Source organism: Micromonospora luteifusca (assembly GCF_016907275.1).
In the GTDB taxonomy this organism is placed as follows: domain Bacteria; phylum Actinomycetota; class Actinomycetes; order Mycobacteriales; family Micromonosporaceae; genus Micromonospora; species Micromonospora luteifusca.
This window is the reverse complement of sequence record NZ_JAFBBP010000001.1, coordinates 4,503,099-4,516,324: the sequence shown is the minus strand read 5'-3', so window position 1 is coordinate 4,516,324 and position 13,226 is coordinate 4,503,099. Positions and strand designations below refer to the sequence as shown.

The 13,226-nt window shown below is 71.1% G+C and carries 13 protein-coding genes; 5 read left to right on the top strand and 8 right to left on the bottom strand.

What is annotated here, in order from left to right:
• Positions 1–51: 51 nt before the first annotated feature.
• The 5 genes from JOD64_RS20625 to JOD64_RS20605 form a co-directional block, all read right to left on the bottom strand.
• Positions 52–906 (bottom strand): S1C family serine protease, encoded by an 855-nt coding sequence (locus tag JOD64_RS20625; protein WP_204943717.1) that lies wholly within the window; start codon positions 904–906, stop codon positions 52–54.
• 38 nt (positions 907–944) lie between these two features.
• On the bottom strand, positions 945–1,904 hold the full coding sequence (locus JOD64_RS20620) for a VWA domain-containing protein (RefSeq protein ID WP_204943716.1): 960 nt from the start codon (positions 1,902–1,904) through the stop codon (positions 945–947).
• Entirely contained in the window at positions 1,901–2,932 is a 1,032-nt protein-coding gene (locus JOD64_RS20615) for a DUF58 domain-containing protein (RefSeq protein ID WP_204943715.1), read from the bottom strand. Before JOD64_RS20615 ends, JOD64_RS20620 begins: the two co-directional genes overlap by 4 nt.
• A complete protein-coding gene (locus JOD64_RS20610) occupies positions 2,929–3,978 on the bottom strand; it encodes an AAA family ATPase (protein ID WP_204943714.1) in 1,050 nt (349 codons plus the stop codon). The genes JOD64_RS20615 and JOD64_RS20610 overlap by 4 nt, the downstream gene beginning before the upstream one ends.
• 269 nt (positions 3,979–4,247) lie before the next feature.
• A complete protein-coding gene (locus JOD64_RS20605) occupies positions 4,248–4,757 on the bottom strand; it encodes a hypothetical protein (RefSeq protein WP_204943713.1) in 510 nt (169 codons plus the stop codon).
• 405 nt (positions 4,758–5,162) lie between these two features.
• On the opposite strand from JOD64_RS20605, the gene JOD64_RS20600 reads away from it, so the two are divergent.
• A complete protein-coding gene (locus JOD64_RS20600) occupies positions 5,163–6,101 on the top strand; it encodes an endonuclease/exonuclease/phosphatase family protein (protein ID WP_307813967.1) in 939 nt (312 codons plus the stop codon).
• 133 nt (positions 6,102–6,234) lie between these two features.
• Here the strand turns inward: JOD64_RS20600 and cimA are convergent, their stop codons facing one another.
• The gene (gene cimA, locus JOD64_RS20595) at positions 6,235–7,818 is read right to left on the bottom strand and encodes a citramalate synthase (protein WP_204943711.1); all 1,584 of its coding nucleotides are present in this window, start codon (positions 7,816–7,818) and stop codon (positions 6,235–6,237) included.
• A 340-nt stretch (positions 7,819–8,158) separates the two neighbouring features.
• Between cimA and JOD64_RS20590 the strand changes: the two genes are divergently transcribed.
• From JOD64_RS20590 to JOD64_RS20575, 4 genes are all read left to right on the top strand, one after another.
• A complete protein-coding gene (locus JOD64_RS20590; protein WP_110565362.1) occupies positions 8,159–8,719 on the top strand; it encodes a peroxiredoxin in 561 nt (186 codons plus the stop codon).
• A 2-nt stretch (positions 8,720–8,721) separates the two neighbouring features.
• On the top strand, positions 8,722–9,252 hold the full coding sequence (gene ahpD / locus JOD64_RS20585) for an alkylhydroperoxidase, AhpD family (RefSeq protein ID WP_204943710.1): 531 nt from the start codon (positions 8,722–8,724) through the stop codon (positions 9,250–9,252).
• A 239-nt stretch (positions 9,253–9,491) separates the two neighbouring features.
• Positions 9,492–9,950, top strand: coding sequence for a PRC-barrel domain-containing protein (locus JOD64_RS20580; RefSeq protein ID WP_204943709.1), 459 nt, complete (start codon positions 9,492–9,494; stop codon positions 9,948–9,950).
• A 55-nt stretch (positions 9,951–10,005) separates the two neighbouring features.
• On the top strand, positions 10,006–10,761 hold the full coding sequence (locus JOD64_RS20575; protein WP_307813524.1) for a tyrosine-protein phosphatase: 756 nt from the start codon (positions 10,006–10,008) through the stop codon (positions 10,759–10,761).
• Between the two features lie 98 nt (positions 10,762–10,859).
• Here the strand turns inward: JOD64_RS20575 and JOD64_RS20570 are convergent, their stop codons facing one another.
• Both JOD64_RS20570 and JOD64_RS20565 read right to left on the bottom strand, forming a co-directional pair.
• On the bottom strand, positions 10,860–11,957 hold the full coding sequence (locus JOD64_RS20570) for a branched-chain amino acid aminotransferase (RefSeq protein WP_204943707.1): 1,098 nt from the start codon (positions 11,955–11,957) through the stop codon (positions 10,860–10,862).
• A gap of 142 nt (positions 11,958–12,099) precedes the next feature.
• On the bottom strand, positions 12,100–13,131 hold the full coding sequence (locus JOD64_RS20565) for a 3-isopropylmalate dehydrogenase (protein ID WP_204943706.1): 1,032 nt from the start codon (positions 13,129–13,131) through the stop codon (positions 12,100–12,102).
• Positions 13,132–13,226 lie beyond the last annotated feature (95 nt).

Genomic DNA, 13,226 nt, shown 5'->3' with positions numbered 1-13,226 from the left:
ATCTGACAGTGGCAGGGTTCCCATCGCGCGCGCCGAGGCTGTCCGAGCAGCTCAGCCACCCTTGCCGATGATCGTGTCGGCGGTCTGCTGCACCTGGTCGATCGGGATCGCGAACCCGATGCCGATCGAGCCATTCCCGTCGATGGTGGCGATCGCGGTGTTCACCCCGACCACCTCCCCGCGGGCGTTGACCAGTGGTCCACCCGAGTTACCGGGGTTGATGGACGCGTCGGTCTGCACCGCACTGTGCCGGTTGTCGCCCAGCCGTACCTGGCGGTCCAACGCGCTGACGATGCCCGCGGTGACGGTGCCGGCCAGACCGAGCGGCGAGCCCACCGCGAGCACCGGCTCACCGACCCGGGTCGCGCCCGGCTTGGCCAGTGGCAACGGGGTGAGACCCGCCGCTGCCGGCACCTTCAACACCGCCAGGTCGCTGCGCGGCTCGCGTCCGACCACCTCGGCGGCGAACCGGCGACCGTCGGGCAGCTCGACGGTCACCGGCCCGCCGCCCGCCTTGGCCAGGATGTGATCGTTGGTGATCAGATGCTGCTGGTCGTCCACGGCAAAGCCCGAGCCGGTCGCGGACCCGCCGTTCGCACCGCCGGCCAGCACCGACACCACCCCGGGTACGGTCCGCTCAGCCGCGGTGACCAACTCGGCCGGCACCGGTGCGGCGGACGCCGCAGCCGGGCCCGGAGCGCCGTCCCGGGCGGCCACCACACCACCGGCGACGGCGCCGGAGAGGGCGGAGACCGCCACCACGGCCAGCGCGGCGAGCAGCCGTCGAGGCCGTCGCCCGCCCGGGTCTCGCTCGGGCGCGTCCCACCACCCGCGCCCGTCCGGGTCGAGTTCGGGTGAGATGAACCAGGGACCACGCGGTTCGCCCAGTCCGGTCTGCACTGCCATTCGTACTCCTCACTGTCGACGTCGGTTGTGCGCGGTGGTCAGGGCAGCCGGGAGAACCAGCGCATCGAGCCGACGGCGGCACCCATCGCGAACACCAGTCCGAGACCGATGAACCGAGCCGAAACGTCCTGCCGCTCGGTGCGGTAGCCGACCGAGCTGCCGATGTCGTCGTAGACGGCCCGCAGTTCGTCGGTGGTGCTGGCCTCGTGGAACATCCCGCCGGTCTCCTCGGCGACCGCCTTGAGGGTCTGCCCGTCGACCGGCACCTGGATGGGCCGTCCACCCCGGTCCACGAACCCGGACGGGGTGCCGAAGGAGATGGCGTGCACCGGCACCTCCGCCGTCACCGCCTCCGCCGCCGCCTCCATCGGATCCATTCCGGAGGTGTTGGCGCCGTCGGAGAGCAGGATGATCCGGGCCGGTGGTGTCTCCTTCGCGGCCGCACTGTCGAGGCTCTTGACCGCGCCGAGAGATGTGTTGATCGCCTCGCCGATCGCCGTGCCCTGCACGCCGGTGATTCCCTCGGCGAGTCGGCCGATCCCCTCGTCGAGGGCGTCCCGGTCGGTGCCCGGCGGCACCAGCACGGCCGCGCTTCCGGCGAACGCGACGAGGCCCACGTTGAACTCGTCGGGCAGGCCCTCGACGAAGCGCCGGGCCGCATCCTTCGCCGCGGCCAACCGGTCCGGCTCGACGTCGGTGGCGAGCATCGACGTGGACACGTCCACCGCCACCATCACCGTGGCACGTTCCCGGGGCACCCGGACTTCTGCGCTGGGGCGGGCGAAGCCGACCACGAGAAGCGCCAGCATGGCCAGGAAGAGCCCGGCCGGTACGTGTCGTCGCCAGGCGGGCCGCTCCGGCGCCACCCGGTCCAGCAGCCGCAGGTTGGTGAAGCGGACGGCGTACCGGCTGCGTCCCCGCTGCATCACCAGGTACGCGACGACCAGGGCGAGCACGCCGAGCAGCAACCAGAGCCGCAGCGGCGACTGCCAGATCACGCGGCACCTCCCCGTGGCCGGCCGGCCGGCGCGGCCGCCAGCCGACGCTGTGCGTGTACGTGCCGAACGATGTCCGCGCTCCAGTCCCGATCGGTGCGCAGGGCCAGGTGGGCGGCCCCACTGCGGCGCAACGCCTCGTGGACCTGCTCGCGCTGGGCGGAGGCGGCCTCGGCGTACCGCTCGCGAAGCCGGCGGTCCGATGTGCACACTTCGCGGCGGCGGCCGGTCTCCGGGTCGACGAGCGTGATCAGGCCGACGTCCGGTAGCTCCAGCTCACGCGGATCGGTCACCTCGATCGCCAGCACCTGGTGCCGGGCGGCCAGCCGACGCAAGGTCCGCTCCCAGGGCACCGGCTGGCCGGGGTCGTCGGGCAGGCCGTCGAAGAAGTCGGAGACCACCACGACCAACCCGCGTCGGTTGGCGATCCGGTGCAACGCGTCGAGCCCGTCCGTCAGGTCGGGCGACTCGGCCGCCGCCCCGGCCGCCCACCCCGGCCGGCCGGCGGTCGGGTCCGGGCGGGGGGCGGCGAGCAGCGCGCGGAGCAGGGCAAGCAGATGGGTACGCCCGCTGCGGGCCGGGAATCGGCGTACCCCGTCGGCACGCAGCACCTGGGCGCCGAGGCGGTTGCCGACGCCCGCGGTCAGGAAGCCCACCGCCGCGACCGCGGCCACCGCCAGTTCCCGCTTGTCCAGTTCGGCGGTGCCGAACTCCATGCTGGCGCTGCCGTCGACCAGCAGCCAGGTGGTCAGTTCCCGGTCGGCGTCGACCTGACGGACGTGTGGCACGGCGGTGCGGGCCGTCACCGCCCAGTCCATCCGACGGACCTCGTCCTCGCCCGGCCGGTATTCGCGGCTGCCGGCCGGTTCACTGCCCGGGCCGGGCAGCAGGCCGCGGTACTGGCCGTGCAGCAGGCCGTTCAGTCGACGCGTGACGGTCAACTCCAGACGGCGCAACCGCTGGTCGGGGGCCAGCTCGGCCAGGCCGGGATCAGCCGGCGCAGCGGTCGGCGCGACGTTCGCGCGTCTCATGCCGCCGCCAGATCCGGGGCCTGCTGTGGGTGCCCGGCCGCCAGCCGGGGCGGCGGCACCGCCTCGACCAGCCGCCGCACCACGCTCTCGGCCGACACACCGTCGGCCACGGCGTCGAACGAGAGCACCAGCCGGTGGGCGAGGACGTCGACGGCCAACTCCCGGACGTCCTCGGGCAGCACGTACTCCCGCCCGTGCAGCAGAGCCTGAGCCCGGGCAGCCGCGACGAGGCCCAGGGTGGCCCGTGGGCTGGCACCGTACGCCAGCAGCGGGGCGATCTCCGGCAGCCCGAACCGGCCCGGGTCCCGGGTGGCGAGAATCAGCCGCACCACGTACTCGGCCAACGCGTGGTGGACGAAGACCCTCTCGGCCTGGGCCTGGAGGTCCCGCAGCCGTTGCGCGTCGAGCACCTGGCGCGGGCTCGGCCGGTCGGTGCTCATCCGATAGAGGATGGCCAGTTCGTCGGCGTCGCTGGGGTAGTCGACCACCACCTTCATCAGGAACCGGTCGCGCTGCGCCTCCGGAAGCTGGTAGACGCCCTCGGACTCGATCGGGTTCTGGGTGGCCAGCACCAGGAACGGCTCCGGGACCGGCCAGCTGCGCCCGCCGATGGAGACCTGCCGTTCGGCCATCGCCTCCAGCAGCGCGGACTGCACCTTGGCCGGAGCACGGTTGATCTCGTCGGCCAGCACCAGGTTGGCCATGATCGGGCCCAGTTCGATGTCGAAGGTCTCCTTGGAGGCCCGATAGATCCGGGTGCCGACGATGTCGCTGGGGACCAGGTCCGGGGTGAACTGGATCCGGGTGAAGGTGCCGCCGACCACGGTGGCGAGGGTCTGCGCAGCGAGGGTCTTGGCCACCCCGGGCACGCCCTCCAGGAGGCAGTGCCCGTTGGCGATCAGTGCGGTGAGCAGGCGTTGGACGAGCCGATCCTGCCCGACGATCACGCGTTTGACCTCGAAGAGGGTCTGTTCCAGCTCGACGCCGGTCGGCTCGGGATCGACCGAGGTGGGCATGCTGGCCAGGGTGTCCGAGATGTCCGTCACGGTGCTTGCTTCCCGGGCGGAGGGCCTGGCAAACGTCGGATTGTGCGGCCCGGACAGGCCCGGAGCAGCCCGAATGGGGATGAGCCGCACGGAAGGGTGACGATTGGCACGGGCCGGTCCAAGAAGAGCCGGACCGCTCACAGGGGACCACGAAGAGGACGAGCGGCGCGAGCGACGGGCTTGCGGGGTGCGGTCAGAGGGCCGGCGCGTGCCGGGCGGACAGCATCCGGCCCCCATGCACGAGGCGCGGGGGCCGGACGTCGGGTCGGTCAGGCGGTGTGGACGACCAGGTGGAAGCCCAGGTCGGTCGGGCTACCAGCCGAGTTACGGGTCTGCACGAAGACCCCGTTCGGCGTGAGGAGCCGGGGCGCGACCGCAATCTCGCCAGACGGCGGGATGCAGCAGGCGTCATGCCGGCCGATGGTCGCCACGATGACAGCGGACGTGACGGTGAAACCGTACTGGACCTCGTACTGACCGGTGCCGTACTTGATCACGGTGCCGGCGCCGCGCGCCTTGGTGCCGTTGGAGTTGACGACAGTGATGCTGACGGAGGCCGCCATCGTGCTGACGCCACCCGCCTTCAACGCGGCCTTCGCCGAGCGTACGGACTCGGCGGTGACCGGCGGCTGACTGTTCGTGCCACGGTCCGTCGGCTTGACGGCCGCCTGCGGCGCCTTCGCCGACGGCTGGGCGACGGCGATCCCCCCACCAGCCAGGGTGAGCGCCAGGACAGCGAACGTGACCGCTGTCGCCTTGCGTCGGAAGGATGTTTCCATGACAGGTCCCCCTTGTGTGACCGTGCGAATTCGGCCGACCCGCAGGGCGGGACGGATGACTGCCGATAAATAGGCCGACGACGACAGCAGGGCGAGGTAAAGCGCACTTACCGACATTCGGCGAGGGTGATTCCTCGGTGATTCACATCCCCTCTGAGCTGGCATTACTACTCAGAGTTGTGTCGTTTGAGCCAGATGGAACCTAGCACCAGAAAAAGCCGGACGTCAATAGTTGATCTCGCTTTACCGAACTGTCAATCAGCCGCCAGATAATTGCGAAACGTGAAGGCACTGCCATTCATGAAAGGGATTGGCGCACCCACTAGGATCACCGTCATGATCGTCGGCGCTCCGTCCACGCCCACGCCCGCTCCGAGGCGACACCACGCCGCCCGGCTGGGCACAGTGCTCTGCTGGCTGACGGTCGTACCGACCGCCCTCTGGGCCGCCGTCCGCCTGGCCGGTCTGGACCGGGGGCCGCTGGTGCAGGCGCTCGCCTTCACGCCGTACGTCGCCGGCTTCAGCGTGCTCACCCTGGCTCTCGCGCTCGCCCTGCGGCGCTGGTGGCCGGCGGCGGTCGCGGCCCTGGCGGCGGTGGCACTGGTCGGCGTCGTCGCCCCCCGGGCGCTGGCCGCGCCGCAGCCGGCGGCTGCCGGACCCACCGTGCGGCTGCTCACCGCCAACCTGCTCGCCGGATCCGGCGACGCGGGGACGCTTGTCGAGCTGGTCCGGCGGCACGAGGTGGACGTGCTCACCGTGCAGGAGTTCACGCCGGAGGCGCAGGCCGCCCTGGATCAGCTCGGCCTCGACCGTCTACTGCCCTACCGGCAGCTCAATCCGGAGATCGGCACACCCGGCTCCGGGCTCTACTCGCGGTGGCCGGTCACCGACGTCGGCCTTCGGCGCAACCTCAACGGCTGGGGCTTCACCCAGGCGTACGGCACCGTAGCCGTCCCTGGCGCACCCCCGGTTCGCGTCGAGTCGGCCCATCCCTCGGCACCGTACGCGCTGGACCAGGTCCGCCCATGGCGTGCCGACCTGAACGCCCAACCTCCGGCCACCCCGGACGGTGGCCTGCAGATCCTTGCCGGGGACTTCAACGCCACCCTCGACCACAGCCCGCTGCGGGCCCTGCTGCGCAGTGGTTACGTCGACGCCGCCGACGCCGCAGGGATGGGCCTGACCGGAACGTGGGGGCCCTACGACGGTGACCTCATCCCACCGGTGACCATCGACCACGTGCTGGTCGACCGGCGCATAGCGGTCCGCTCGGTGCGGGTGCTCGCCCTGCCCGGCAGCGACCACCGCCCCGTCCTAGCCACCCTGACCCTCCCAACCCCCTAACCCGCCCGCACTCCCTCGCCCTCCCCGCCCCCGCCCCCGCCCCGCGATCTTGCACTTACTGTCCTGCCACACAGGGTCAAAAGCCTCGTAGTGACGACCCAAAGCGCAAGACCGTGGGGCGGGGTGGGGTGGGTTAGACGGAGGTGGGGGCCAGTCCGTAGGTGAGGGCGTCGATCAGGGCGTGCCAGCTGGCCTCGACCACGTTGGGGTGTACCCCTACCGTGGTCCAGTCTCGGCCGGTGCCGTCGGCCGTTTCCAGCAGTACCCGGGTCACCGCGCCGGTGCCGTGGCTGCCTTCGAGGATGCGCACCTTGTAGTCGGCCAGCTCGAAAGCTCGCAGCTGTGGGTAGTGCCGGGCCAACCCCACCCGCAGCGCCTCGTCGAGGGCGTTGACCGGACCGTTGCCCTCGGCGGTGGCGATCACCCGCTCACCGCGTACCCGGATCTTGACGGTTGCCTCGGAGACCACCGCACCGTCCTCGCGGTGCTCGACCAACACGCGGTACGACTCCAGAGTGAACGGTCGGGCCGGGCTGCCCTCTGGCAACTCGGAGCGGACCAGCAGCTCGAAGGAGGCGTCCGCGGCCTCGAAGGACCAGCCACCCGCCTCCAGCTCCTTGACCCGCTTGGTGACCCGGGTCAGGGCCTCCGGGCTGCCGGCCAGGTCCAGACCGAGCTCGCGACTCTTGAGCTCGACGCTGGCCCGGCCGGCCATCTCGGTGATGAGGATCCGCATGTCGTTGCCCACCACCGACGGGTCCACGTGGTTGTAGAGCAACGGGTCGACCTTGATCGCGCTCGCATGCAGCCCCGCCTTGTGGGCGAAGGCGGCAGCCCCGACGTACGCCTGGTGGGTGTCGGGGGCGATGTTGGCGATCTCGGCGATGGCGTGCGAGACCCGCACCATCTGTGCCAGGCAGCCCTCCGGTAGGACCGGCATACCCAGCTTGAGTTGGAGGTTGGCGACGACCGCGAAGATGTCGGCGTTGCCCGGACGTTCGCCGTACCCGTTGGCGGTGCCCTGGACGTGGCGGACTCCCGCCTCGACGGCGGCGATCGTGTTGGCCACCGCGCAGGCGGTGTCGTTCTGCGCGTGCATGCCGAGCAGCCCGGCGTCGATTCCCAACTTGTCGGTCAGATCGGCGATGGCAGCGGTCACCTGGGACGGCAGCATCCCGCCGTTGGTGTCGCAGAGCACCATCCGCTCGGCGCCGGCAGCCAACGCGGTCTGCACCACGGCCGCACCGTACGCGGGGTCGTGCCGGTAGCCGTCGAAGAAGTGTTCGCCGTCGACGAAGACCCGTCGACCCGCACGGACGAGATGGCTGACGGTGTCGTGGATCATCGCCAGGTTCTCCGCGCCGGTGGTGCGCAGCGCACGCTCGACATGCCGGCTGTCGGCCTTGGCGACCAGCGCCACCGCCGGGGTCTGCGCGTCCAGCAGGGCGCGCACCTGTGGGTCGTCGGCGACCGCGACACCGGCCTTGCGGGTGGCACCGAACGCGACCAGTACGGCGTGCCGCAGGTCCAGTTCGGTGCGCGCCCGGCGGAAGAACTCGGTGTCCTTGGGCACCGCGCCGGGCCAGCCGCCCTCGATGAAACCGACGCCGAACTCGTCGAGCAGCCGGGCCACCGCCAGTTTGTCGATCACCGAGTAGGTGAGCCCCTCGCGCTGGGCGCCGTCGCGCAACGTCGTGTCGTAGACCTGGAACGTCATCAGGATCCTTTCTCGGAGCAACAAAAAGACCCCCCGCGGATGCGGGAGGTCTGCGCGCTCGGCGGAGGGGAAGGCCGGCGCGCTAGGTCGCAATAATCAGGACGGTGCTGGTCACGTTCGCCACTCTGCCACTCCTCCCTCGAATTTGGGAGGAACAATCCACATCGCGGGAAAGTAACGCAGAGTGCTCTTGGCCCGGCTGCCGTCGACCGCCGGTCCGGAGCCGCCGCCGGTGACCGGCTTCACATGCGTCCACACCGCCGACCGGCGGAAACAGCGATGCGGCAGTATCTGGAACGGATCCAGTTAACGGCCACCGTGCCGCTCCCAAGGAGGACCTGTGCTCACTGTCGGTGACCGCTTCCCCGAGTACGAACTAACCGCCTGCGTATCGCTGGACGCCAACAAGGCGTTCGAGACGATCAACCACAAGTCCCACGAGGGCAAGTGGCGGGTGGTCTTCTTCTGGCCGAAGGACTTCACGTTCATCTGCCCGACCGAGATCGCCGAGTTCGGACGGCTCAACGGCGAGTTCGCCGACCGGGACGCACAGGTCCTCGGGGCGTCCGTGGACAACGAGTTCGTCCACTACGCGTGGCGCAAGGATCACCCGGACCTTCGCGAACTGCCGTTCCCGATGCTCAGCGACATCAAGCGCGAGCTCTCCGCCGCCTGCGGCGTGCTCGGCGAGGACGGCGTGGCCCAGCGGGCGACCTTCATCGTCGACCCGAACAACGAGATCCAGTTCGCCATGGTCACCGCCGGCTCGGTCGGCCGCAACGTCTCCGAGGTCCTGCGGGTGCTCGACGCGCTGCAGACCGACGAGCTGTGCCCGTGCAACTGGAACAAGGGCGGCGAGACCCTCGACGCCAACGCGCTCCTCGCCAGCGCCGGGGTCTGATCATGGGTCTGGACGCGATCAAGGCGGCCCTGCCGGAGTACGCCAAGGACATCAAGCTCAACCTGGGCTCCACGGTCGGCACGTCGACGCTGACGCCGGTGCAGACCTGGGGCACCGCGTTGGCCTGCGCGGTGGCGGCCCGCAACCCGCTGGTGCTGCGGGAGATCGCGGCCGAGGCGCTCGGGCACCTCGGGCCGGAGGGCGTCGAGGCGGCCAAGGGCGCCGCGGCGATCATGGCGATGAACAACATCTACTACCGGGCCAAGCACCTCATCGGCGACGAGCAGTACGCCTCGATGCCGGCCCGGCTGCGGATGCAGATCATCGCGAAGCCCGGTGTGGACAAGGGCGACTTCGAGCTCTGGTGCCTCGCCGTGTCGGCCATCACCGGCTGCGGGGTGTGCCTGGAGTCGCACGAGAAGACGCTGCGCGGCAGCGGCTTCACCCGGGAGCAGCTGCACGAGGCCCTGCGGATCTCCGCCGTGGTGCACGCCGCGGCGGTCACCCTGGACGCCGAGGCCGCACTGGCCTGAGCACGTACGCCCCGACGGGCCGATGCCGCACCTCGCGGCGTCGGCCCGTCGCCGCACCCGCGGCTCCAGCCACCTCGCCGCACCGCGGCTCTAGTCCCTCCGCCGCACCGCGGCTCTAGCCACCTCGCCGCACCGCGGCCTCGACCTCTCGCCGTTTCCGGCCCCCGAGAGCCGGGTAGCTCCTGCGGGGACGCACCCACCTACGCCGAGACGATCGGCGACAGTCAGGAGTGAACGGCATGGACAGGATCGATCCGCACGCCACCCACGCCGGGCCGGACCCGCTGCGTGGCGGTGACCAGGGCACCGTGCCCGGCGGTGCGCCGGCCGGCACATTCGACCCCTGGCGCTACCGGGATCAGGCCGGCGTCGCCGATGCCGACCTGGTCGGCTACAAGGTCGAGGCAACTGACGGTGGCATTGGCAAGATCGACAGCGCCAGCCACGAGGTGGACGGCAGTTACCTGGTGGTGGACACCGGCACCTGGATCTTCGGCAAGAAGGTGCTGCTGCCGGCCGGCACCGTCAACCAGGTCGACCACGACCAGCGCGTTGTTTCCATCGACCGGACCCGGGACCAGATCAAGGCCGCCCCGGAGTACGACGAGACCAGCCACAGCGATCCGAGCTACCGGGATCAGTTGGGTGGCTACTACGACGAGACGTACGGGGCGCTCCCGCCGGGGACGGCACGGTAACTGTTCGACCCGACGGCCGGTGGGGTGCGACCCCGCCGGCCGTTACGGTGTGAGCGTGGACGACATCGACGACAACCGCCAGATCTCGCTGCCCGCCACCTTCAACTTCCGCGACGTCGGCGGCTATCGCGGCCACGACGACCGACCCGTACGCCGGGGCCGGCTCTACCGTTCCGACTCGCTGCACCGCCTCACCGAACAGGACCGGGACGCGTTCGCCGCGATCGGGATCCGCACCGTCATCGACCTGCGCCGCCCCTCCGAGGTGGAGCGGGACGGCCGGGTGCCGGCCTACCAGGGGCTGACCTACCGGAACATCCACCCGGAGCACGACGACTGGACGGGTACGCCGCACGAGGAGGGCGCAAGCCTGGCCCGCTACCTCGCGGACCGTTACGCCGACCTGGCACAGACCGGCACCGCAGGGCTGGCCGAGGCGGTCGGGCTGATCGCCGACTCTGCCAACGCCCCGGTGGTGGTGCACTGCGTCGCCGGGAAGGACCGCACCGGCATCGTCTGCGCGCTGACCCTCGCCGTGCTCGGCGTCGACGACGCGGACGTCACCGCGGACTACGCGCTCAGCAGCGAGGCGTCGGCCCGCTACAGCGCCTGGCTGGCCGCCACCGCCCCGAACGGCGCGGACGTGCCGGCACCGTTCCTGGCCTCACCCGCCGAGGCGATGCAGATCTTCCTCGACGAGCTGCGCGAGGGGCACGGCTCCGTCGAGGCGTACCTGCGGCACGCCGGGGTGACCGACGAGCAGCTCGCCGCCCTCCGCGAACACCTGCTCGACGACCCCACCGAGGCGTAGACCGTCGAGGTCCAGGCCGACCGCTCCGGCCCCCGCCGTTGCGGCCCAGGCCGACCGCGCCGGCCCGTCTGTTGGACGGGCCGGCGCAGCGACGCAGGTCAGAGGACCCGCTGCACCCAGCCGTACGTGTCGGCCGCCTTGCCACGCTGGATGTCCACCAACTGCTGACGCAGAGCCATGGTGACCCTGCCAGGCTCGCCGCCGCCGATCAGGAACTCGCCGTCCGGGAAGCGGACCCCACCGATCGGGGTGACCACCGCGGCGGTGCCGCAGGCGAACACCTCCCGGAGGCGACCGCTGGCAGCGTCCGCCTGCCAGTCGGCGAAGCTGACCGGTCGCTCCTCGACCTGATGCCCGGCAACCTCGGCCAGCGTGAGGATGGCGTCGCGGGTGATGCCCGGCAGGATCGTGCCGGTCAGCGGCGGGGTGACCACCGTGTCGTCGTCGTAGACGAAGAAGACGTTCATGCCGCCCAACTCGTCGACGAACCGGCGCTCCACCGCGTCCAGGAAGACGACCTGGTCGCAGCCCGCCTCGATCGCCTCGGCCTGAGCCGCCAGCGACGCCGCGTAGTTGCCGCCGCACTTGGCCGCGCCGGTGCCGCCGGGCGCGGCCCGGGTGTAGTCCGGGGAGACCCAGACGGTGACCGGCTTGACCCCACCGGTGAAGTACGAACCGGCCGGTGAGGCGATCACCAGGTAGAGGTACTCGTTGGCCGGGCGGACGCCGAGGAAGACCTCGCTGGCGAACATGAACGGCCGCAGGTAGAGGCTGCCGTCCTCGCCGGTGGGGATCCAGTCCTGGTCGATCTCGATGAGCTTGTGCAGCGAGTCGACGAACACCTCGGGCGGCAACGCTGGCATCGCCATCCGCTGTGCCGACGTGACGAACCGGGCGGCGTTGGCGTCCGGCCGGAACATCGTCACACCACCGTCGGCCGTCCGGTACGCCTTCAACCCCTCGAAGATCTCCTGCGCGTAGTGCAGCACCGCGCTGGCCGGGTCCATCGGGATCGGGCCCCGCGCCTCCACCCGGGCGTCGTACCAACCCTTGCCCTCGGCATAACGAACGGTGACCATGTGGTCGGTGAAGACGCGGCCGAACCCGGGGTTGGCCAGCAGGGCGGCCCGGTCGGCGGCGGATACCGGCGCGGGATTCGGACGGATCTCGAAGTCGAGCATGTCACCACCGCTCATCGCGCTGACCTCCCTGCGGGACAACGGCATGCGGGACCGCACACCGAATTGGCTGTGCCAGAAAACTTACCCCGAACGTTCGTTCAGCGGGTAGCGCCGCTCGGGCAGGACCGGATGCCCGGCCAGGCCGCTGCCGGGGTGATCAGGCTACGGCGTGGGCGGCGAGCCGGTCGCCGACCTCTTCGGTCCGCAGCGTCACGCCGGGAACCCGGCTGGCCAGCTCGGCGGCGACCGCCGCGTTGACCCGGGCCGCGGACTCCGGGTGCCCGAGCTGCTCCAACAGCAGCGCGGCGGAGAGCACCGCGGCGACCGGGTCGGCGATGCCCTGCCCGGCGATGTCGGGCGCCGAGCCGTGTACCGGCTCGAACATCGAGGGGTACGCCCCCTCGGGGTTGATGCAGCCACTGGCGGCCAGCCCGATCCCGCCGGTGACGGCGGCGGCGATGTCGGTGAGGATGTCGCCGAAGAGGTTGTCGGTGACCACCACGTCGTAGCGCTGCGGCTGGGTGACCAGGAACATGGCGGCCGCGTCGACGTGCTGGTACTCGGTGGCGATGTCCGGGTGCTCGGCGGCGACCGCGTCGAAGGTGCGCGCCCAGAGCGACCCGGCGTGGGTGAGCACGTTGGTCTTGTGCACCAGGGTGACCTTGCGCCGTTCCCGGCGGTCGGCGCGGGCGAACGCGTCGCGGATGACGCGTTCCACGCCGTGCCGGGTGTTCAGGCTCTCCTCCGTGGCGACCTCGGCGGGGGTGTCACGGTGCAGCGAGCCACCGGCCCCGGCGTAGAGCCCCTCGGTGCCCTCGCGCACCACCACGAGGTCGACCTCCCCCGGCTTCACGTTGCCGAGCGGGCCGGCGACCCCGGGCCAGAGCCGGGACGGGCGCAGGTTGACGTACTGGTCGAAGGCGAACCGCAGCTTGAGCAGCAGCCCCCGCTCCAGCACACCGGGCGGGACCGTGGGGTCACCGACCGCGCCGAGCAGGATGGCGTCGTGCCCGGCCAACTCGGCCAGCACCGAGTCGGGCAGGACCTCTCCGGTACGGTGCCAACGGGCCGCGCCGAGGTCGTACTCGGTGGCCTGCACGTTCGGTAGCACCGCGTCGAGGACCTTGCGGGCCTGCGCGACCACCTCGGGCCCGATGCCGTCCCCGGCCACCACCGCGATCCGCGCCACGACCGCACTCCTCTGCTCAACCGTTTCCGTCCGGGCAACGGTACGTCTCCGTCCCGCCTCCCGGTACGCGACGTCCACAATTTGGGACGCGAAGA